General features: G+C 72.0%; 19 protein-coding genes. 11 read left to right on the plus strand and 8 right to left on the minus strand.

Going from position 1 to position 21,154, the window contains the following annotated elements:
* Window positions 1–236: 236 nt before the first annotated feature.
* The 5 genes from IE145_RS10785 to hemB all read left to right on the plus strand — a co-directional run bounded on the left by IE145_RS10785 (window position 237) and on the right by hemB (window position 6,317).
* Window positions 237–998: a redox-sensing transcriptional repressor Rex gene (locus IE145_RS10785; protein ID WP_069737038.1), complete on the plus strand. Its 762-nt coding sequence runs from the start codon at window positions 237–239 to the stop codon at window positions 996–998.
* On the plus strand, window positions 995–2,506 hold the full coding sequence (locus tag IE145_RS10790; RefSeq protein ID WP_189520702.1) for a glutamyl-tRNA reductase: 1,512 nt from the start codon (window positions 995–997) through the stop codon (window positions 2,504–2,506). Before IE145_RS10785 ends, IE145_RS10790 begins: the two co-directional genes overlap by 4 nt.
* A complete protein-coding gene (gene hemC / locus IE145_RS10795) occupies window positions 2,503–3,489 on the plus strand; it encodes a hydroxymethylbilane synthase (RefSeq protein WP_189520703.1) in 987 nt (328 codons plus the stop codon). The genes IE145_RS10790 and hemC overlap by 4 nt, the downstream gene beginning before the upstream one ends.
* A complete protein-coding gene (locus IE145_RS10800) occupies window positions 3,486–5,156 on the plus strand; it encodes a bifunctional uroporphyrinogen-III C-methyltransferase/uroporphyrinogen-III synthase (protein WP_069737041.1) in 1,671 nt (556 codons plus the stop codon). The genes hemC and IE145_RS10800 overlap by 4 nt, the downstream gene beginning before the upstream one ends.
* Window positions 5,157–5,312: 156 nt before the next feature.
* Window positions 5,313–6,317, plus strand: a complete 1,005-nt coding sequence (hemB, locus tag IE145_RS10805; protein WP_189520704.1) for a porphobilinogen synthase — start codon at window positions 5,313–5,315, stop codon at window positions 6,315–6,317.
* A 12-nt stretch (window positions 6,318–6,329) separates the two neighbouring features.
* Here hemB and IE145_RS10810 read toward each other — a convergent pair whose 3' ends face one another.
* From IE145_RS10810 to IE145_RS10825, 4 genes are read right to left on the minus strand one after another with little or no spacing between them, the layout of a single operon-like run.
* Window positions 6,330–6,818, minus strand: a complete 489-nt coding sequence (locus tag IE145_RS10810) for a hypothetical protein (protein ID WP_189520705.1) — start codon at window positions 6,816–6,818, stop codon at window positions 6,330–6,332.
* Window positions 6,819–6,836: 18 nt separating this feature from the next.
* Complete coding sequence (locus IE145_RS10815) at window positions 6,837–7,214, minus strand: hypothetical protein (protein ID WP_069737152.1); 378 nt, start codon at window positions 7,212–7,214, stop codon at window positions 6,837–6,839.
* Window positions 7,215–7,262: 48 nt separating this feature from the next.
* Complete coding sequence (locus IE145_RS10820) at window positions 7,263–9,299, minus strand: hypothetical protein (protein ID WP_189520706.1); 2,037 nt, start codon at window positions 9,297–9,299, stop codon at window positions 7,263–7,265.
* On the minus strand, window positions 9,278–10,156 hold the full coding sequence (locus tag IE145_RS10825; RefSeq protein WP_189520707.1) for a DUF4253 domain-containing protein: 879 nt from the start codon (window positions 10,154–10,156) through the stop codon (window positions 9,278–9,280). The genes IE145_RS10820 and IE145_RS10825 overlap by 22 nt, the downstream gene beginning before the upstream one ends.
* Before the next feature lie 336 nt (window positions 10,157–10,492).
* Here IE145_RS10825 and IE145_RS10830 point away from each other — a divergent pair, with 336 nt between their 5' ends.
* Both IE145_RS10830 and IE145_RS10835 read left to right on the plus strand, forming a co-directional pair.
* The gene (locus IE145_RS10830; protein ID WP_229825513.1) at window positions 10,493–11,152 is read left to right on the plus strand and encodes a DNA alkylation repair protein; all 660 of its coding nucleotides are present in this window, start codon (window positions 10,493–10,495) and stop codon (window positions 11,150–11,152) included.
* A 99-nt stretch (window positions 11,153–11,251) separates the two neighbouring features.
* Complete coding sequence (locus IE145_RS10835; RefSeq protein ID WP_189520709.1) at window positions 11,252–11,821, plus strand: dihydrofolate reductase family protein; 570 nt, start codon at window positions 11,252–11,254, stop codon at window positions 11,819–11,821.
* A gap of 10 nt (window positions 11,822–11,831) precedes the next feature.
* Here the strand turns inward: IE145_RS10835 and IE145_RS10840 are convergent, their stop codons facing one another.
* The 3 genes from IE145_RS10840 to IE145_RS10850 all read right to left on the minus strand — a co-directional run bounded on the left by IE145_RS10840 (window position 11,832) and on the right by IE145_RS10850 (window position 13,773).
* Window positions 11,832–12,074 carry a DUF397 domain-containing protein gene (locus tag IE145_RS10840; protein ID WP_189520710.1) on the minus strand — a complete coding sequence of 81 codons (243 nt, stop codon included), beginning with the start codon at window positions 12,072–12,074 and terminating at the stop codon, window positions 11,832–11,834.
* Window positions 12,071–12,856 carry a helix-turn-helix domain-containing protein gene (locus IE145_RS10845; protein ID WP_189520870.1) on the minus strand — a complete coding sequence of 262 codons (786 nt, stop codon included), beginning with the start codon at window positions 12,854–12,856 and terminating at the stop codon, window positions 12,071–12,073. Before IE145_RS10845 ends, IE145_RS10840 begins: the two co-directional genes overlap by 4 nt.
* 209 nt (window positions 12,857–13,065) lie before the next feature.
* Window positions 13,066–13,773, minus strand: coding sequence for a DUF4232 domain-containing protein (locus IE145_RS10850; protein ID WP_189520711.1), 708 nt, complete (start codon window positions 13,771–13,773; stop codon window positions 13,066–13,068).
* A 194-nt stretch (window positions 13,774–13,967) separates the two neighbouring features.
* On the opposite strand from IE145_RS10850, the gene IE145_RS10855 reads away from it, so the two are divergent.
* The 3 genes from IE145_RS10855 (at window position 13,968) to IE145_RS10865 (ending at window position 17,303) form a co-directional block, all read left to right on the plus strand.
* On the plus strand, window positions 13,968–15,374 hold the full coding sequence (locus tag IE145_RS10855) for a helix-turn-helix domain-containing protein (RefSeq protein ID WP_189520712.1): 1,407 nt from the start codon (window positions 13,968–13,970) through the stop codon (window positions 15,372–15,374).
* Window positions 15,375–15,517: 143 nt separating this feature from the next.
* Complete coding sequence (locus IE145_RS10860) at window positions 15,518–16,765, plus strand: phospholipase D-like domain-containing protein (protein ID WP_189520713.1); 1,248 nt, start codon at window positions 15,518–15,520, stop codon at window positions 16,763–16,765.
* 94 nt (window positions 16,766–16,859) lie between these two features.
* A complete protein-coding gene (locus IE145_RS10865) occupies window positions 16,860–17,303 on the plus strand; it encodes a GvpU-like protein (protein WP_189520714.1) in 444 nt (147 codons plus the stop codon).
* Between the two features lie 110 nt (window positions 17,304–17,413).
* On the opposite strand, the gene argS is transcribed toward IE145_RS10865, so the two are convergent.
* The gene (gene argS / locus IE145_RS10870) at window positions 17,414–19,186 is read right to left on the minus strand and encodes an arginine--tRNA ligase (RefSeq protein WP_189520715.1); all 1,773 of its coding nucleotides are present in this window, start codon (window positions 19,184–19,186) and stop codon (window positions 17,414–17,416) included.
* Between the two features lie 136 nt (window positions 19,187–19,322).
* Here argS and lysS point away from each other — a divergent pair, with 136 nt between their 5' ends.
* Window positions 19,323–21,086 carry a lysine--tRNA ligase gene (lysS, locus tag IE145_RS10875; RefSeq protein WP_189520716.1) on the plus strand — a complete coding sequence of 588 codons (1,764 nt, stop codon included), beginning with the start codon at window positions 19,323–19,325 and terminating at the stop codon, window positions 21,084–21,086.
* The last annotated feature ends 68 nt before the right edge of the window (window positions 21,087–21,154 follow it).

Below are 21,154 nucleotides of genomic sequence, written 5' to 3' on the forward strand. Positions count from 1 at the left end.
CCTCGGGGGCGTAGTTGTGAGGAGTGTGTACCGCTTTGCCCCCTTCGAGGCTGCAACGGGCTGTTGCGGTCCCTGGTTCCGGGATCGCGCGGGAAATGCGCGTGACCCCGGTCACTTTGACCGGACAAAACGGACACAATCTTTGTGCACGCGTTCACAAAGGCATAGCCTGCATTCGACGGGGCGGTCTTGGGACATACGGCCGCCTGCAGCCCCGCTCATCCCGCAGGAGCACCGTGGCAACTGGCCGAACTCACCGACCGGCGACCCGTAGCCGAGGAATTCCCGAGGCCACCGTCGCCCGACTTCCGTTGTATCTGCGCGCCCTGACCGCGCTCTCCGAGCGATCGGTCCCCACGGTCTCCTCCGAAGAGCTGGCCACGGCGGCCGGCGTCAACTCGGCGAAGCTGCGGAAGGACTTCAGCTACCTGGGGTCCTACGGCACCCGGGGTGTCGGGTACGACGTCGAGTATCTCGTCTACCAGATCTCCCGTGAGCTCGGGCTCACCCAGGACTGGCCGGTCGCGATCGTCGGTATCGGTAACCTCGGCGCGGCCCTCGCCAACTACGGCGGCTTCGCCTCCCGCGGCTTCCGTGTCGCGGCGCTCATCGACGCCGACCCCGCCATGGCCGGTACGCCGGTGGCCGGGATCCCCGTCCAGCACACCGACGACCTCGACCGGATCATCAGCGAGAACGGCGTGTCCATCGGTGTGATCACCACCCCGCCCGGCGCCGCCCAGCAGGTCTGCGACCGGCTCGTCGCCGCGGGGGTGACCTCCATCCTGAACTTCGCGCCGACCGTCCTGTCGGTGCCCGAGGGCGTCGACGTACGCAAGGTCGACCTCTCCATCGAGCTCCAGATCCTCGCGTTCCACGAGCAGCGCAAGGCGGGCGAGGACGCCACCGCCGAGGACGAGGGCGCGCCCCCGATGCGCGCCACGCCCACCGGCCGGAAAGGACCCGACGGGGACATGCCCGCCGTGATGCCCGCATGAGCCTCCTCGTCGTCGGGCTGAGCCACCGCAGCGCCCCCGTCTCCGTACTGGAGCGGGCGTCCCTCGCTGCCGACACCCAGGCCAAGCTGCTCCAGGACACCCTCGCCGCGGAACCCGCGACCGAGGCCGCCGTGCTGGCCACCTGCAACCGCATCGAGCTGTACGCGGATGTGGACAAGTTCCACGCGGGCGTCGCCGAGCTCTCCACCCTGCTCGCCCAGCACAGCGGCGTCGGGCTGGAAGAGCTCACTCCGTATCTCTATGTGCACTACGAGGACCGGGCCGTCCACCACCTGTTCTCGGTGGCCTGCGGGCTCGACTCGATGGTCGTCGGCGAGGGCCAGATCCTCGGCCAGATCAAGGACGCGCTCGCGCGCGGCCAGGAGCTGCACACCGCCGGACGGCTGCTGAACGACCTCTTCCAGCAGGCCCTGCGGGTCGGCAAGCGCGCCCACAGCGAGACCGGGATCGACCGGGCCGGGCAGTCCCTCGTCACCTTCGGGCTCCAGCAGCTCGCCGCCGGGGCCGACCCCGCCCTGTGGGCCGGGGGCAAGCGCGCCCTGGTCATCGGCGCCGGCTCGATGTCCTCGCTGGCCGCCGCGACCCTCGCGCGCACCGGTGTCGCCGAGATCGTCGTCGCCAACCGGACCCGCTCCCGCGCCGACCGCCTCGTGGAGATCCTCCAGCAGGGCGACGACACCGCCGTGCGCGCCCGCGCCGTCGAGATGTCCGCGGTGGGCGACGAACTGACACGTGCCGACGTCGTCGTCTCCTGCACCGGCTCCACCGGCCTCGTACTCACCGCCGACGCCCTCGCCGACGCCCTGGGCGTGACCCCGGACGCCGCGCCCGAGGCACCGGCGGTCACCGCCGTCGCCCCGGCCCCGGACGACGTCGACCAGCACGCCGCCTGGGTGGAGAACGGCTCCGCCGCCTCCGCCGCGCACGCCGGTCCGGTGACCGCGCCGCGCCGGGCCACCGTGCCCGCCCAGTCCACCGGCCCGGTCCGGCTCGCCCTGCTCGACCTCGCCATGCCGCGCGACGTCGACGGCGCCGCCCACCGCATCCCCGGGGTGCGCCTCGTCGACATCGAGTCGCTCGCCGAGGCATCCGCCGACGCCCCGATGGCCGCCGACGTGGACCGGGTCCGCACCATCGTCTCCGACGAGGTGGCCGCCTTCGGCGCCGCCCAGCGCGCCGCGCACGTCGCCCCGACCGTGGTCGCCCTGCGCACCATGGCCGCCGACGTGGTCGCCGGCGAGATCGCCCGGCTGGACGGCCGCCTCCCCGACCTGGACGAGAAGCAGCGCGCCGAGATCACCCAGACCGTGCGCCGCGTCGTCGACAAGCTCCTGCACGCGCCCACCGTGCGGGTCAAGCAGCTCGCCAGCGAGCCCGGCGGCGCCGGGTACGCGGACGCGCTGCGAGAACTCTTCGACCTCGACCCGCAGACGGTGGCCGCCGTCTCCCGGGCCGACCTGAACGACCCGAATAGAGGGCGGTCATGACCGACAACTCATCGCCGGAAGCGCGGGGCGCCGCGCCGCTCCGGCTGGGCACCCGGCGCTCCAAGCTCGCCATGGCCCAGTCCGGGCTCGTCGCCGAGGCGGTCCGCGAGGTGACCGGGCGCGCCGTCGAGCTCGTCGAGATCACCACGTACGGGGACACCTCCCGCGAGCACCTGGCGCAGATCGGCGGCACCGGCGTCTTCGTCGCCGCCCTGCGCGAGGCGCTGGCGCGCGGCGAGGTGGACTTCGCCGTCCACTCGCTCAAGGACCTGCCGACCAGCCAGCCCGACGACCTCGTGCTGGCCGCCGTGCCGCAGCGCGAGGACCCGCGCGACGCGCTCGTCGCCCGGGACGGGCTGACCTTCGAGCAGCTGCCCGACGGCGCCCGCATCGGCACCGGTTCGCCGCGCCGCATGGCCCAGCTCAACGCGTACGCCCGTTCCCACGGACTGCGGATCGAGACCGTCCCCATCCGGGGCAACGTCGACACGCGGATCGGGTTCGTGCGCGACGGCGAGCTCGACGCGGTGGTCCTCGCCGCCGCCGGGCTCAGCCGTCTCGGGCGGAGCGGTGAGGTGACCGACTTCCTGGCGGTCGACACCGTCCTGCCCGCTCCCGGCCAGGGAGCACTGGCGATCGAGTGCGCCGCGTCCAGCGGCGACCTCGCCGCCGCGCTCGCCGAGCTCGACGACCCGTACACCCGGGTCGCCGTGACCGCCGAGCGCGCCCTGCTCGCCGCCCTGGAGGCCGGCTGCTCCGCACCTGTGGGTGCGCTGGCCGACGTCCTGGCCGACGGGCATGTTGTCAACGAACTGCGCCTGCGCGGAGTCGTCGGTTCCACCGACGGTTCCTCGCTGGTACAGCTGTCCACCACCGGTCCCGTCCCCACGTCGCACGACGACGCGGCGGCCCTCGGTCGCGAACTCGCGTCCGAGATGCTCGCCAAGGGTGCGGCCGGTCTTATGGGGGAGCGAGCACTTTGAGCCCCACCGGCCCCGCCGCATCCGACTTTCCGGCCCTGTCCGCCCAAGGCCAGGTCACCTTCCTCGGCGCCGGTCCCGGCGACCCGGGACTGCTGACTCTGCGCGCTGTCGAAGCGCTCGCGAGCGCGGACGTCCTTGTCGCCGAGCCCGATGTGCTCGACGTCGTTCGCAGCCATGCGCGGGAAGGCGTGAGCACGCCTGAGCTGACGCTTGTTGACGTCTCGTCAACAAGCGCCGGGGTACCCGTTCTCAGGGATGCGGCCAATCTTGTCATGGAGGCCGCGAAGGGCGGCAGGCGGGTGGTCCGTGCGGTCGCGGGCGATCCGGGTCTGGACGGCGACGCGGGCGCGGAGATGCTCGCCTGCGCCGCCGCCGGGGTGCCCTTCGAGGTGGTCCCGGGCATCGCGAACGCCGTCGGCGTGCCCGCGTACGCCGGGGTGCCGCTCCGCGACGAGCAGGGCGCGGACGTCCGTTTCGTCGACGCCCGTACGGCCTCCGACCGGTGCTGGAGCGAGGTCGGCGCGAGCGACGCGACCGCCGTCGTCTCCACCACGCTGGACGCGGTCGCGGCCGCCGCCGGTGAGCTCGTCTCGGCGGGCCGCAAGCCCGACACCCCGCTGACCGTGACGATCGCCGGCACGACCACCCGTCAGCGCACCTGGACGGCGACCCTCGGGACGATCGCCCAGACCCTCAAGCAGGCCAAGGTGCTCCCCTCGCCCGAGGGCCACCGGCCGGTCATAGCCGTGGTCGGAGAGCGCAGCTCCGCCGCCCAGCGCGACCAGCTCGCGTGGTTCGAGTCCAAGCCGCTGTTCGGCTGGCGGGTGCTCGTGCCGCGTACCAAGGAGCAGGCCGCGTCGCTCTCCGACCAGCTGCGCTCCTACGGTGCGGTGCCGCACGAGGTCCCGACGATCGCCGTCGAGCCGCCGCGTACGCCCCAGCAGATGGAGCGCGCGGTCAAGGGCCTGGTCACCGGGCGCTACGAGTGGATCGCCTTCACCAGCGTGAACGCCGTCAAGGCGGTCCGGGAGAAGTTCGAGGAGTACGGTCTCGACGCCCGGGCCTTCGCCGGGATCAAGGTCGCCGCCGTCGGCGAGCAGACCGCCGCCGCGCTGATCGACTTCGGTGTGAAGCCGGACCTGGTGCCCTCCGGCGAGCAGTCCGCCGCCGGGCTGCTGGAGGACTGGCCGCCCTACGACCCGGTCTTCGACCCGATCGACCGGGTGTTCCTGCCGCGCGCCGACATCGCCACCGAGACCCTGGTGGCCGGGCTGATCGAGCTGGGCTGGGAGGTCGACGACGTCACCGCGTACCGCACGGTCCGCGCCTCGCCGCCGCCGGCCGACACCCGCGAGGCGATCAAGGGCGGCGGCTTCGACGCGGTCCTGTTCACCTCGTCCTCGACGGTGCGGAACCTGGTCGGCATCGCGGGCAAGCCGCACAACGTGACCGTGATCGCGTGCATCGGCCCGGCCACCGCGAAGACCGCCGAGGAGCACGGCCTCCGGGTGGACGTGCTGTCCCCCGAGCCGTCGGTGCACAAGCTCGCCGAGGCGCTCGCCGCCTTCGGCGCGCAGCGCCGGGACGCGGCGAAGGACGCCGGCGACCCGGTGACCCGGCCGAGCGAGCGCCGCCCCGGTGCGCGCAGACGCCGGACGACGACGTGACGGCAGTACGCGGGTGAGTGGGCCCGGTCGCTTCGGCGGCCGGGCCCACCGCCTTTCCGGGCCGGGAGAGTGGCCCCCTGTCAGGGGCCTGTTCGCGGGCCTTTCCCGGCACCGGTGTCGGTAAGACCGCGCTGCGTACGGGGCTATCGTCGAAGGATGACTGCGTACGCAAATTTCCCCGGCTCCCGCCCCCGGCGGCTGCGGACGACCCCGGCGATGCGGCGGATGGTCGCCGAGACACGGCTCGACCCCGCGAACCTGATCCTCCCCGCGTTCGTCCGGGAGGGCATCGACGCCCCGGTCGCCATCTCGGCCATGCCCGGCGTGCACCAGCACACCCTGGACACCCTGCGGAAGGCGGCCGTCGAGGCGGTGGAGGCCGGGGTCTCGGGGATCATGCTCTTCGGGGTGCCGGAGGACGGGAAGAAGGACGCCCGGGGCACGGCGGGCACCGACCCCGACGGGATCCTCCAGGTCGCCCTGCGCGCGGTCCGCGAGGAGGTCGGCGACGACCTGGTGATCATGTCGGACCTGTGCCTGGACGAGTACACCGACCACGGTCACTGCGGGGTCCTGACGGCGGACGGCCGGGTGGACAACGACGCGACGCTGGAGCGGTACGCGGAGATGGCCCAGGTCCAGGCGGACGCCGGGGCCCATGTGGTGGGCCCCAGCGGGATGATGGACGGTCAGGTCGGCGTGATCCGCGACGCCCTGGACCAGACCGGCCACGAGGACGTGTCGGTCCTCGCCTACACCGCGAAGTACAGCTCCGCCTTCTACGGCCCCTTCCGCGAGGCCGTCGGCTCCTCGCTCACCGGTGACCGCAAGACCTACCAGCAGGACCCGGCCAACGCCCGCGAGTCGCTGCGGGAGCTGGCGCTGGACCTGGCGGAGGGCGCGGACATGGTCATGGTGAAGCCCGCCGGACCGTATCTGGACATCCTCGCCAAGGTCGCGGAGTCCGTGGACGTGCCGGTCGCGGCGTACCAGATCAGCGGCGAGTACGCGATGGTCGAGGCCGCCGCCGAGAAGGGCTGGATCGACCGGGACAAGGCGATCCTGGAGAGCCTGACCGGGATCCGGCGGGCCGGGGCGCAGATGATCCTCACCTACTGGGCGACCGAGGCGGCCCAGTGGCTCGGACGCGGCAGGGGCTGAGCCCCCGTGTGATCACGGCCCACCCGCTCCGGTCTCCTGGAGCCGGTGGGCCTCCTCGATGGAGAAGCGGGCGCTGTCCCGGACGAGCGGGTCCTCGTCGGCCCGCGCTGTGGTGTCCAGGACCGTGGCGACGACCGGGTCGTCGGTGTAGGGCGCCAGGGACATCGCCGCGTACTGCCGGACCAGGTCCTCCGCCGGGTCGCGCAGCGCGGTGAGCAGGGCGCGGCCCGCTTCGTGGCGCAGAGCGGGATCGGCCGGGGGCCACAGGCGCAGGACGGTGGCGCTCTCGACCCGGGCCAGGTCGTACTCGCCCGGGTCCGCGACGACCGAGACGAGGAACGGCAGCGCCTGGGCGTTGTCGTCCAGCTCGGTGATGATCTCCCGCTTGCGGTCGTTGCCCGGCGGCAGCGCGCGGAACTCGGCTATCAGGCGTTCGGCGACTTCGGCCGCTTCCGTCGCGGAGGCGGTTTCCGTCGTGGTCGGGACGCTCGTGTCGTTCATGGGGGTGGACACTTTCTGTCAGGGCCAGTCGACCAACGCCATGAATGCTACGAAAGTGACCCCCACGGTGGCGGGCGCGGCCAGGGCCAGACCCACGCGGCGGGCGGCGAAGCGAAGCCGGCGGGGGACCGCCCAGCTCGCGATCAGCACGGCCAGGGCGATGAGCAGGCCGATCCACAGAACGGTCCACCCGATCATCCAGCTGTCGTGGAAGCGGTCGGCCACCGCGCCGTTGCAGGAGTCGCACTCCATGGGGGAGAGCGCCCCGTAGAGCAGGGCGAGCAGCCCCAGCGGCACGGTGACGACCGTGGAGATCAGCGGGGCGATCCAGGCACGGGGGTCGGGCGTCTCGTCGGGGGTGGGTGCGGGGGCGGTCCCGGGCCTGTCGTCGCTCATGTCTCCGAGTGAACCGTGCGGGGCCGCCGCCCGCATGAGTACGAGGGCTCAGTCGGCGGCGGTCCGGTCGGCGCGGGCCGCCAGCCAGGCGCGTGCCGTGTTCACCTCGCCTTCCGTGAGGGCCGGGCGCACCTGGTCCGGGTAGCGCGTGATGCAGTGCTCGCGGGCCGCCTTCAGCCCGATCGCGCGGGCCCCGGCGGAGAGCGCGGGGTGGTCGGCCACCTCCTGGGCGCGGTGCCACCAGCTGTGGCTGCGCGAGTCGATCGTGTAGTGCCAGAGCGGCTGGGCGGGGTCGGCGACCCCGATCAGGACGTGGTGCAGGACGTACGCGCGGATGCCCGGCTCGTCGATCAGCTTCTCCGCGACGTGCAGCGGGTGGACGCCGTCGAGGCGGGCGCGGAGCAGCACCCACGTCATCAGGTGCCCGGTGTCGTGTCCGCCGGAGACGATGAACTCCCACAGCTCGGCGGCCTTCTCCTCGTCGGGCGCGCCGAGGTGGGTGAGCAGCCGGACCGGCGCCTTCCAGAGCGGTTTGGGCTTCGCCCACCAGGCCAGCAGGTCGGCCGCGGCGGGGTGTTCCAGGTCGAGCGCCAGGCAGGTCAGGGTGACCAACGGGTGGCGCCACTCGGTGTACGTGGTGCGGTACTGCTTGGACAGTTCCTTCTTCCAGCGGGGGAGGAGCGCTTGCAGGTCCGTCTCCGTGGCCTCGCCGTGGGCGTACAGCAACTCCAGGCAGAACGCGATGCCCTGGACGCCGGTGGCCGGGTCGGCCAGCCGGTCGCGGAGCCACTGGACGTCGGACGGGGCGAGGGTGCGGTAGTGGTGCCAGATGTCGCCGAGGCGGCCCTCGTAGCCGGACAGGTCGGGGCCGGTGCCCGCGAGGAGGTCGTCGCGGGCGGTCTCGTAGCGGTCGACGGCCGCCAGTGCGTCGGCCGCTTCGGCGGGGTCGGCGAGGCGGCCGGCCGCCTCGCGCACGCGGCCGGCCGTGTCGGCGGCGGCCTGCGCCGCGGCGACCCGCAGCGGGCGCGGCAGCCGCTCGTCCGTGGCGAACCGGACGGTGGAGAGCAGGAGCGGGAAGAACCTCTCGGAGGTGGGCGGGCGGGGGGTGCGGTGCTCGGCGGTGACGGCTCCCCGCAGTGCGTGGAGGAGGCCGGTCTGCGCGGTCTCGGGTGCGGTGTGCGCCGTCAGCTCCTCGGAGAGCGCGGCGGCGGCGCGCACCGGGTCCGGTTCGCGCAGGGCGTGGTGGGCGCGGAACCAGCCGCGTACGGCACTGCCGTCACCGGTCAGCGCCCATGCGCGGAGCAGCTCCAGCGAGCGCGGGGACGGATGCGCGGCGAGGGCGTGGGACGCGTCGGCGCCCAGCTCGGCGGCCACCTCCCAGGCCTCCGGGTGCTCCTGGCGCAGCAGGGCGAGGAGCACGGAACGCCAGCCCTGCCAGGCCGTGAGCCGTCCGGCGTACGTCTCCCGCCAGGCGGACAGCAGCCGCGCCGTCTCGTCCGGGGTCAGCGCCTGCCGGTGTTCCAGCGGGGCGGCGAAGCGGTGGGCGGCGGCCAGGTCCACGGGGCCCGCCAGCCGGTCGTGGAGCCAGCGTTCCTCGGCGGCGGTCAGCGGGTCGTACTCCGTGGACCGGGTGCTCCGGCTGCGCGGTTCGTCGACGCGGGCGAGGAACTGGCGTACGCCCGCGGTGTCTTCGGGGTCGGGCAGCCCGTCGGCGTCCGTCGCCGTGACCTTGTCCAGCTGGAAGGCCCCCTGCGGACCGTTGTCGACGATCCGGTAGCCGGGCGGGCCCTCCCCGAGACCGGCGGCGACCGTGGCGTGGTCGCCGCCCCAGTGCAGGTAGAGCACGCCGGTCAGTTCGCCGGAGCGGGCGAAGGCGTCATGGGACTGCCAGTGCCAGTAGGCGAAGGAGGTGTCGGTGGCGATGCCCCGGGACGCGAACATCTCCGCCGCGTCCTCGTGGCCGTCCGACTGGGTGTAGCGGCCCCGGGTGGGGGGAGGCAGGACGGCGAAGCGGTCGCCGCCCAGCGTGCGCCACCAGGCCTTGATCCTGCCGAGGTCCGTGTTCAGTCCCACCAGAACGACCACGCTTCCTGGTTGAGCACGGCCTTCTCGGCGTAGGCGTCGAGGTCGTACGGCGGGGACTGGTCGATGTTGTCCGGGCAGAACGCGTAGTGCTCGGCGGCCAGGGCGCGGGCCTCCTCGATCGTGCCGGGCGGGCGGCCCACGGAGACGATCATCGTGTCGAAGCCGAGCACCACGACCCGGGCGTCGTAGCGGTCCTCCCACGAGCGGAGCACCGCGCAGAGCCGGGCCACGTCGTTCTCGTGGTTCATCGGGCCCGACCAGCCGATCGCCGCCGGTATGTCGGCGCTCCGGCGGGCCGGGACGAGGGCGATGCGGGCTCCGCCGAGCCACGCGTCGGCGTCGGCGGCGATGACGCCCGCGAGCCCTGCCGCCACCGCGTCCGGGTCCTCGGGGGCCTCCCGGGCGGGGACGGGCGCGAGGCCGGGCCAGGAGCCGGCGCCGCCGGGCTGTTCCCCGCCCTCCCCGTCCTCCCCGTTCTTCTCGTCCTCCCCGCTCGCCTCGCCGGTCTCGTCGGCCGCCGTGCCCTCGCCCGGCTCGTCGTCCGCGTAGTCCGTCCAGTACCCCGCGAGGACCTCGTCGGCGTCGTGGTCGCCGGGATACGAGGTGTCGTCCGGGCAGAGGTCCCAGTCCTCGGGCCACTGGTCGCGCGAGCCGCCGGTGACGAGCACCGGCAGCAGCCCGACCCGCCGCCCGGCCGCCCGCAGGTCCGGCCAGTCGCGCGGGGTCGCCGGGCCGTCCGCGTACCAGAGCAGCGGCTCGTGCCAGGGGCCGTCCAGCGTGGCGTCCACCAGGGAGCCGGGCGGGAGATCCAGGCCGGAGGAGGCCAGGGAGGGCAGAGGATTCGGGAGCGTCGCCATGAGGGGGAGCCTAGGCGGGGGCACTGACAAGTGGGTACGGACAGTGGGCACTGACAAGTGGGTACGGGCAGCGGGTACTGCCAAGTGGGTACGGGCAGCGGGCACTGGCAGTGGGTACGGGTAGCGGGCACTGACAGCTTGTGCCGACTGGATGCCGAGCGGGAGCGGGCGGCCCCTGTCGGTCATAGGCTGAAAACTGCCGTGCGACGCGACCACGGCCACGGGAAGGAGACCGCGATGACAGCGGGGACCGCGAAGTCCGGCGCGACCGCGAAGTCCGGCGCGTCCGGGGCGACCGGAACAGCCGGAACAGCCGGAACGACTGCGGCGCAGGTCATGGCGGAGCTGGCCGGGCTGGAGGACCCGAAGGCACGCGCGGTCAACGAGCGGCACGGCGACGACCACGGCGTGAACCTCGGCAAGCTGCGCGCACTGGCCAAGCGGCTCAAGACGCAGCAGGACCTCGCCCGCGACCTCTGGGCCACCGACGACACGGCGGCCCGCCTTCTGGCGCTCCTGATCTGCCGCCCGAAGGCATTCGGGCGGCAGGAGCTGGACACCATGCTCCGTGAGGCGCGCGCCCCCAAGGTGCACGACTGGCTCGTCAACTACGTGGTGAAGAAGAGCCCGCACGCCGAGGAGCTGCGCCTCGCCTGGACCGAGGACCCCGACCCCGTGGTCGCGAGCGCCGGGTGGGCGCTGACCACCGAGCGGGTGGTGAAGAAGCCCGAAGGGCTGGACCTCGCCGGGCTGCTGGGCACCGTCGAGGCGGAGATGAAGGACGCCCCGGACCGGCTCCAGTGGGCGATGAACCACTGCCTGGCCCAGATCGGCATCCAGCACCCCGGACACCGCGCCCGTGCCGTCGCCATCGGTGAGCGTCTGGAGGTCCTCAAGGACTACCCGACCCCGCCGAACTGCACGTCCCCGTACGCGCCCGCCTGGATCGCCGAGATGGTGCGACGCCAGGAAGATGCCAGTTCGCGAGCCACCTGACGACCCCGCGAGTCACCTGACGACCACCCCGCGAGTCACCTAACGAGCCACCTAACGAGCCACCTGACGAGTCCCCCAACGAACCCCCCAGGAGCCTCCGTGAACAGGATCGTCACGTCCATCTCGCTCTCCCTCGACGGCTTCTTCGAAGGGCCCGACCAGGACATCGACTGGCACACGGTCGATGAGGAGGTGCACCAGCACTTCAACGACTACTTCCGGACCATGGGCGGGTTCGTGGAAGGGCGTGTCACCTACGAGCTGATGGAGGAGTTCTGGCCGACCGCCGATCAGGACCCGGACAACGAAGGCCCGATGGCCGAATTCGCTGGCATCTGGCGGGACATGCCGAAGTTCGTCTTCTCGCGGACGCTGGAGAGCGTGGGGCCGAACGCGACCCTGCTGCACGAGGTCGACCCCGAGCAGGTGCGCGGCCTGCGGGACGCCGCGTCGGGGGACCTGGCGGTCGGCGGGGCGGATCTGCTGGAGTCGTTCCGGCAGGCCGATCTGATCGACGAGTACCGGATCTACATCCACCCCGTCATCCTCGGCCGGGGCCGCCCCTTCTTCCGGGACACCGAGGAGCGGCAGATGCTCCGGCTGATGGAGACCCGGACCTTCGGGAACGGAGTCGTCCTGCTCCGTTACGAGACGGTCCGGGCGGGATGACCGGAGGGCGTCAGGCGGTGGCCGCGTAGGCGGCGAACGCCGACCAGGCCGAAGGCGCGACGGTGAAGGTCGGGCCCTCGATGTCCTTGGAGTCACGGACGTGGACGGCGGCGGGGTGCGCGGCGATCTCGACGCAGGCCCCGCCTTCACTGGCGCTGTAGCTCGACTTCTGCCAGTCGTAGGCGACTTCGAGGCACTGGCCGCCTTCGCTGCCGCTGTAGCTCGACTTGAACCAGTTCAGTCCGGTGCTCATGTCTCTCCCAGTAAGCGGGCCAGCAGGCGCAGGGTCTCAAGAGGGGTGAGCGCCTGGGCTCGCAGCATCGCATATTTCTGGGCGAGGATGCTGATCTCATTCCGGTCCGAGATCAGGTGGCTGCCGCGCTGGGTCTCGGTGTAGGCGATGTGCTGGTGGTCCGGTGTTTCCAAGAGGATGAACGGGCCGTCGAGGCTTGCGTGGGCCCTGCTGTCCAGCGGCAGCACCTGGAGGCAGACACCCGGGAGTTGGGCCATCGCGTAGAGGTGGCGCAGCTGCTCCCGGTGGTCCTCGTCCGACGTCAGTTTCATCATCAGCACCGGCTCCCAGATCACCATGCTGATCGTCGGCGGTTTCTTCCGGTCCAGGATCTGCTGGCGTTGCAGCCGCGTCGCCGTCTGCGTCTCGATCTCCTCCGGGCTGTAGACGGGGATTTTGTTGCTGAACACCGCGTCCGCGTACGCCTTCGTCTGGAGCAGGCCCGGGATGACCTGGTTGTCGTACCAGGAGAGCGCCAGCGCCTCGTGTTCCATGTTGAGGTAGTGCTCGGCCCACAGCGGAATCAGGTCGTATTCAGGCATGTTGTCGACCGCCGTCGCCAACGCGCCCTTGGTGTCCAGCAGATCGTCGATCGTCTCCGCCAGATCCGGCACGAGCGAGCGTCTGCCCTGCTCGATGGAGGCGATCGTGTCCTCCTGTACGCCTGCCGCCAGGGCCAGTTCGACCTGGGTCATGCCCGCCTCGGCGCGGAACCGGGCCAGGAGCTTGCCCACGAGCTTCATCGTCGACGCGTTTTTGCGCTGCCGCTTTCTGGGGTGCATACGGTTCCCCCTCCCACCCCGGAACCCGCTTCACGCATGCGCGACCCGTACAACACATCTGTACGGGTCGCGCATGGTTACGGCACGTCAGGCGCTGGCCGGAGGTGTTCCCGAGAGGGCGCTCGGCGGCGCTTCGTGGTGCTCCGGGGTGCTCCGGGGGGCTCCGCGGCTCAGAACATCAGCGCGGTCTCGATGTCCGACTGCCAGTAGGTGACGAAGCCCCGGCTGTCCGTGTACGTCTCCGCCGGGAGCTTCAGCGTGGTCTCGCCCTTGGACGTGTTGTTCCTGTCGACCATGATCACGCCGAGGTTGTCGCTCTTGACCGGCTCGTCCTCGCCGGGCTCGCCGAGCAGGCCGATGCCCGCGTACGCCTTCTCGCCCGGAGAGAGCACGACGACCGCCTGCGGCTTGCTGTCGTCGAGGATCGGGTACACCGCCTGCGCGTCGTCGAAGCGGAGGAACGGCGCGTAGTACGCGGCGCAGTCCTTGGAGCCGGTGTTGGTCACCGTGAGCAGCAGGTGGTTGATGGGGCGGCTCACCGAGGAGACCTTGATCGTGGAGTTCTCGGGCGTGCAGGCCGGGATCGAGGCCGCCGCCTCCGCGTTCCGCGCGGTCTCCGGCTTCTTGGCGCGGCTGTCCCCGTTGCCGCCCGCGTGCTTCCCCTCGGTGGGCACGGTCTGCGTCTCGGGTGCGCCGGCCTCCGGCGCGTCCGTCGGTGCCTTGCCGTCGGTGTTCGTCGCCGCCGGGGCCGCCGTCTCGGCGGCGCCGGCCGGCTTGGTCCCCATGGCCTTGTCGTCCCCGCCGCAGGCGGTCAGCGACAGGGCGGCCGCGAGGGCGGTTGCGGCGAGGGCGGTGGTGCGGATGCGGTTGGTGCGCATGGCGGTGGTACTCCCCGTACTCGGTTGATCTGCGGTCCTGCTGTGGTCTGGTCCGAGCTTGCGGGGTGGCGGAATCCGGCCGCAACGCCTGCCGAACCATTGGGGATGCTGGAACGTCTACGCGTAGGGTGACCTGCGGGAATTCCGCGTCCCTGGAACGCCGTTCCGGGACGGACCAGGGAGGGAACGCCGTCGTGGCGACGCCTGAGGCCGAGCATTTCGCGGCCCTGCTGAAGGAACTGAAGAACCGTTCGGGGCGTAGCTACGGGGTGCTGGCCGGAAGGCTGCACGTCAGTACGTCGACCCTCCACCGGTACTGCAACGGGGACGCGGTGCCGAACGAGTACGCGCCGATCGAGCGGTTCGCGCGGCTGTGCGGGGCGTCGGGCGACGAGCTGGTGGAGGTGCACCGGCGGTGGATCGTGGCGGACGCGGCCCGGCGGCGGGCTCCGGCGGGAGCCGCCGCGCCTGCTGTCGTGCCTGACGCCGTTCCCGGTGGGGGCGAGGCGAGTGAGCCGACTCCGGCGCCCCGGGAGCCCGAGTCGTCCGGGGGGCCTGAGCCGTCCCGGACGCCCGAGGTGCGCCGGGCACCGGAGGTGCGCCAGGGCCCCGCGTCGGGTCCTGGCTCCCGTTGGGGCCGGCTCTCCCGGAGTACGCGGGTGCTCATCGCCGCCGCCGGAGTCGCCGCGCTCCTCGTGCCCGGCACCGTCGTCGCCGTCGATCTCGTCGGGTCGGGGAAGGACGGCGGCGGGAGCGCCGCGGACCGGGTGGAGGACGCGGGCGGGGGCCTCGCCGCGGCTCCGGAAGGCTCCACTTCCGGTATGCCCCGGCCCTCCGCGAGCCCGAGCCCGTCCGGCTCCTCGGCGGGCGCGTCCGCTTCCCCGTCCGGGCAGCCGTCCGCGAAGCAGCCGGGAGGTTCCGGGCCGGGGCAGCCGCGGAGCGGTGGCGGTGCGGCGGGCGGCGGCGGTACGGGCCTCGGCGCTCCGCCGGCCGTCACCATCTCCTCGTACAACTGGGAGGAACCCTGCGGGCAGCACTTTCTGGTCAACCAGGGCCCGGACAAGCTCGACCCGCCGCCCGCACCGCAGGACCGGCGCGGCTGGGCGGAGTCGTACGGCGGGGTCGAGGGCGGGGTCACCCGGCTCCAGCTCACCGTGCAGGGGACCTCGCGCGAGGCGGTCGTCCTGAAGGGGATGAACGTCCGCGTCGTGTCCCGGAAGGCGCCGCTGCCCTGGTCGGCGTATCTGATGGGCAACGGCTGCGGCAGCGGGATCACCCCGCAGACCTTCGCCGCCGGCCTCGACGCCGGGCACCCCGTCCTCCGGGCGGTGCCGGGGAAGCAGGGGGACGCCGAGGTCCCGGCGGTGGACTTCCCGTACAAGGTGTCGTCCGAGGACGTGGAGGTCTTCAACCTGGAGATGACGGCCGTGAGCCACGACGTGAGCTGGTACCTGGAGCTGGAGTGGAGCAGCGGGGGCAACGAGGGGACGCTGCGGATCGACGACCGCGGGAAGCCGTTCCGCCTGAGCGGGATGAAGGGGCGTCCGGAGTACGTGCACGGGGGACCCGGCTACGGCTGGGAGCGCGCCGGTCAGCCCTGAGATGTGCAGTCCGTCCCGGTGGCAGACCGACAGGTGTTCGTACGCATGTCCAGAACGCGGGAGTACAGTCTGCGAGGTTCTGGCAGCCCCGCCGCCGCGCGACGACGGTGCCGGCCGCCCCGCCCCGTGCCCACAGGTGATCCATGTCCGCCACTGCTGCCGAATCCACCGACCGACCTGCCCCGGACGACCGACCTGCCCCAGGCGGACTGCCGGCCCTGGACGATCGCACCTGCGAGGAGCGGTCCCTGCGGCTCAGACGCAGACTGGAGCGGTTGATCGGCATCGCCGCCACCGAGGGAAACGCCCTCGTCCCGCTCCGCAACGGCGACGCGATCTTCGGAGCCATGCTGAAGGCCATCGAGGAGGCGGAGCACACCGTCGACCTGATGACCTTCGTCTACTGGCGGGGTGACATCGCCCTCCGGTTCGCCGAGGCGCTGGCCGACCGCGCCCGCGCCGGGGTCCGGGTGCGCCTCATGCTCGACGGGTTCGGGTCGCGGCTCATCGAGCAGGACCAGCTGGACCTCATGGACGCCGCCGGGGTCACCGTCACCTGGTTCCGCAAGCCCCTCCACCTCTCCCCGTTCAAGCAGAACCACCGCTGCCACCGGAAGGTCCTCGTCGTCGATGAGCGAACCGCTTTCACCGGCGGCGTCGGGATAGCGGAGGAATGGTGCGGCGACGCCCGCAACGAGCACGAGTGGCGCGACACGCACGTCCAGGTCACCGGGCCCGCCGTCGACGGTCTGGCCGCCGCGTTCGCGCAGAACTGGGCCGAGTGCCACGCGGAGCTGTTCGACGAGCGTGACCGCTTCATCGACGAGGAGCACCACGGGGACGCCGTCGTGCAGGTGGTGCGCGGCTCCGCCTCCTTCGGCTGGCAGGACATGCAGACCCTGATCCGGGTCGTCCTGGAGTCCGCCGAGGAGCGCATCCGCCTCACCACCGCCTACTTCGCCCCCGACGCCTACTTCACGGGGCTCCTCTGCGACGCCGCCCGGCGTGGCGTCGAGGTCGAGATCCTGCTGCCGGGGCCGCACACCGACAAGCGGGTCTGCCAGCTCGCCGGGCAGCGCTTCTACGAGGACCTCACCGCCTGCGGTGTGAAGATCCACCAGTACCAGCCGACGATGCTGCACACCAAGACGCTCACCGTCGACCGGGTCGCCTCGCTCATCGGCTCCACCAACTTCAACCGGCGCTCCCTCGACCACGACGAGGAAGTCATGCTCGCCGTCCTCGACCGGGACTTCACCGCCACCCTCGACGGCCACTTCGAGGAGGACCGGGCGAGGAGCGTGCTGATCGAGCACGGCCGGTGGAAGCGCCGCGATCTCCTCCAGCGGGCCCGGGAAGCGGCCGTCGTACCGATCCGCCGCTTCCTCTGATCGGCCGAGGTCCCGGGCCCGCCGAGGCGTGGCCGCGCGTTCGGCGGGCAGGCGGGGAGGACGACCGCCGCCCGACATGTGAGGGGAAGGGCCCATGAGCGCCACCGCCGAGACCTCGTCCGCACCGTCCGCCGCGGTGATCACCGAACCGCTGCCCGACCTTCAGCTCCAGTTGCTCATCCAGCTCCTCGACGAGGACCCCCGCTCCAGTCTGCCCCTCACCCTCACGCACCCCGGTGGCATCCTGCACGGAGACGTCATCGGGCACGAGCAGTGGAAGGCCGAGTGGGCCAGGAGCCTGCGTCAGGTGGAAGGCGAGGGGGCAGACCTGCTCGCCGAGTTCCCCGAGACCGTCGACCAGGGTGTCCGGGAGCTGCGCGCGGAGGAGGAGGACGGGACCGGGGCGGCCCGGCTGCCCCGCTGGATCCATCTGCGCGACGTCACCCTCGTCACCGGGGCCCAGGCCCCCGTCTCCCTGACCCTGTGGCGCGGGCGGCTCTCCGATGTGTCGGGGTGGGCGCTGGGCCGTCCCCAGTAGCCGGTCGGCAGCCCCGGGGCGGCGGCGTGGGAGGCGGCGACCGTCGGCCCCGGCACCCGCGAAACAGGTGGCCGGGGCCGGTCGTATAGGTGCCCGCGCGGCGGACGCGGTCAGAGGCGCTCGGGCGTCCGGATGCCCAGCAGCGCCATCCCCCGGTGCAGGGTCCGGGCGGTGAGGTCCACCAGGAAGAGCCGGTTCTCGACGACCTCCGGGGCGTTGTCCGCGCTGAGCACCTGGCACTGGTCGTAGAACGTGGTCAGGTGCGACGCCAGCTGGTACAGGTACGCGGCCAGCTTGTGCGGCTCGTAGCCTGCCGCCACCTCGGCCAGCACCTCGCCGAACTGGTCCAGGTGCAGACCGAGCGCCCGCTCCGCCGGGGCCAGCTCCAGCTCCGGGTGGGCGGCCGGAACCGCGTCCCCGGCCTTGCGCAGGATCGACTGGATCCGCGCGTAGGCGTACTGGAGGTACACCGACGTGTCGCCGTTCAGCGACACCATCTGGTCCAGGTCGAACTTGTAGTCCCGCACGGCGGAGGTCGACAGGTCCGCGTACTTCACGGCGCCGACGCCGACGTACCGGCCGTTCTCCACGATCTCGTCCTCGGACAGGCCCACCTTCTCGGCCTTCTCCCGGACGACCGCCGTGGCCCGCGAGACCGCCTCGTCGAGGAGGTCCTCCAGCCGCACCGTCTCGCCCTCACGGGTCTTGAACGGCTTGCCGTCCTTGCCGAGGACCGTGCCGAACGCCAGCTGCACGGCCTTGACGTCCTCGTTCAGCCAGCCCGCCCGGCGGGCCGTCTCGAAGACCATCTTGAAGTGCAGCGACTGCCGGGCGTCCACCACGTACACCAGGGTGTCGGCCTTGAGGTCCTGGACCCGGTCGCGGATCGCGGAGAGGTCGGTGGCCGCGTAGCCGTAGCCGCCGTTCGTCTTCTTCACGATGAGCGGGACCTTGTTGCCGTCCGGGCCCTTCACATCGTCGAAGAACACGCACAGCGCACCCTCGGAGCGGACGGCGACACCCGTCTCCTCCAGGATCCGGCAGGTCTCCTCCAGCATGTCGTTGTAGCCGGACTCACCGACGATGTCGGGGTCACGGACCTCCATGTCGAGCTTGTCGAAGACCGAGTGGAAGTAGATCTTCGACTCGTCGACGAAGCCCTGCCACAGCTCCAGCGTCTCCGGGTCACCGGCCTGGAGGGCCACCACCCGGTCCCGGGACCGGGCCTTGAACTCCTCGTCCGAGTCGAACAGCGCCCGGGACGCCTTGTAGACGCGGTTCAGCGTCGACATGGCCGCCTCGCCGTCCGTGGCGCCGCCCTCGTGCTTCAGGGCGCCCGGGTGCTCGATCAGATACTGGATGAGCATGCCGAACTGGGTGCCCCAGTCGCCGATGTGGTGCCGCCGTACGACGTCCTCGCCGGTGAACTCCAGGATGTTGACCATCGCGTCGCCGATGACCGCCGACCGTAGGTGGCCGACGTGCATCTCCTTGGCCACGTTGGGCTGGGCGTAGTCGACGACGGTCTTCCCCGCCTCCGGCCGCAGCGGCACGCCGAGCCGGCCCTCGCCGTCCGCCGCCCGGGCGGCCAGCGTCTCGACGATGGCCCGGTCCGCGAGCGTTATGTTGAGGAAGCCGGGGCCGGAGACCTCGATGTCCTTGATCAGCTCACCCGCCGGGAGGGCGGCGGTGACCTGGCCGGCCAGCTCCCGGGGGTTGCCCTTGAGCTTCTTGGCGAGCGCCAGGATGCCGTTGGCCTGGAAGTCGGCCCGGTCGCTTCGGCGCAGCAGCGGGTCCGCGGTGCCGGCATCCGGCAGCGCTGCCGTCAGGGCGTCCGCCAGCTGCTGCTGGAGCGTGGAAGCGAGGGAAGGGACCGAGGCCATGGTCTGGCTGCCGTTTCCGTAGGGGTACAAGGGATCGGTCCAGTATCCCACGGGGTGCAAAGCCGTTTTCGCGCTGCGGGTGGTAGCTGGGAGAATGGTCCGTACCCCATCGGGAAACGACAGACGAGAGAAGGACGTGCCGACCGTGGCCGAGAGTCAGACCAGCACCGAGACCGACTGGGTCTCCCGCTTCGCGGACGATGTCATCGCCGAATCGGAGCGTCGTGCGCCTGGCAAACCGGTCGTCGTCGCCTCCGGTCTGTCCCCGTCGGGCCCGATCCACCTCGGCAACCTCCGCGAGGTCATGACCCCGCACCTGGTCGCCGACGAGATCCGCCGCCGCGGGTACACCGTGCGCCACCTGATCTCCTGGGACGACTACGACCGCTACCGCAAGGTCCCGAACGGTGTCCCGGGCGTCGACGCGTCCTGGGCCGAGCACATCGGCAAGCCGCTGACCTCGGTGCCCGCCCCGGCCGGGTCGGCGTACGCGAACTGGGCCGAGCACTTCAAGGCCGCCATGACGGCGGCCCTGGACGAGCTGGGCGTGGAGTACGACGGGATCAGCCAGACGGAGCAGTACACCTCCGGGACCTATCGCGAGCAGATCCTGCACGCGATGAAGCACCGCGCCGACATCGACGCCGTCCTCGACCGCTACCGCACCAAGAAGGACCCGGCGGCGCAGGGCAAGGGCGGCAAGAAGCCGCAGCAGCAGAAGAAGGTCGACGAGGCCGAGCTGGAGGCCGCCGAGGGCTCCGGCGCCGCCGACGAGGACGACGGCAGCGGCAACAGCGCCGGCTACTTCCCGTACAAGCCCTACTGCGGCAACTGCGAGAAGGACCTCACCGTCGTCACCTCCTACGACGACGACACCACCGAGCTGAACTACACCTGCTCGGCGTGCGGCTTCGCCGAAACGGTCCGGCTGGGCGAGTTCAACCGCGGCAAGCTGGTCTGGAAGGTCGACTGGCCGATGCGCTGGGCCTACGAGGGCGTGATCTTCGAGCCCAGCGGCGTCGACCACTCCTCGCCCGGCTCCTCCTTCGTCGTCGGCGGCCAGATCGTCCGCGAGGTCTTCGACGGCGTCCAGCCCATCGGGCCGATGTACGCCTTCGTCGGCATCTCCGGCATGGCCAAGATGTCCAGCAGCAAGGGCGGGGTGCCCACCCCGGCCGACGCGCTGAAGATCATGGAAGCGCCGCTGCTGCGCTGGTTGTACGCCCGCCGCAAGCCCAACCAGTCGTTCAAGATCGCCTTCGACCAGGAGATCCAGCGGCTGTACGACGAGTGGGACTCGCTGGGCCGCAAGGTCGCCGACGGCACGGTGCTGCCCGCCGACGCCGCCGCGTACTCCCGGGCCGTCCGCACGGCCGCCGGGGAGCTTCCGAGCACCCCGCGCCCCCTGCCGTACCGGACGCTCGCCTCGGTCGCCGACATCACCGCGGGCGCCGAGGACCAGACGCTGCGCATCCTCAGCGAGCTGGACCCGGAGAACCCGCTGACCTCGCTGGACGAGGCGCGCCCGCGCCTCGACCGGGCCGAGAACTGGATCACCACCCAGGTCCCGGCCGAGGCCCGCACCATCGTCCGGGACGAGCCCGACAAGGAGCTGCTGGGCTCGCTCGACGACCAGGGCCGGGAGTCGCTGCGCCTCCTCCTGGAGGGTCTGGACACGCACTGGTCGCTGGACGGGCTCACCACGCTCGTCTACGGCGTGCCGAAGGTGCTGGCGGGCCTGGAGCCGGACGCCAAGCCGACGCCCGAGCTGAAGGCCGCGCAGCGGTCCTTCTTCGCGCTGCTCTACCGCCTCCTCGTCAGCCGCGACACGGGCCCGCGTCTGCCCACGCTGCTCCTCGCGGTGGGGGCGGACCGGGTGCGCAGGCTGCTGGGCGCGTAACACCCTGACAACGGCGGAGGGCCGCTGCCCGGGAACCACTCCCGGGCGGCGGCCCTCCGCCGTCTGTC

Source organism: Streptomyces sindenensis, assembly GCF_014649035.1.
In the GTDB taxonomy this organism is placed as follows: domain Bacteria; phylum Actinomycetota; class Actinomycetes; order Streptomycetales; family Streptomycetaceae; genus Streptomyces; species Streptomyces sindenensis.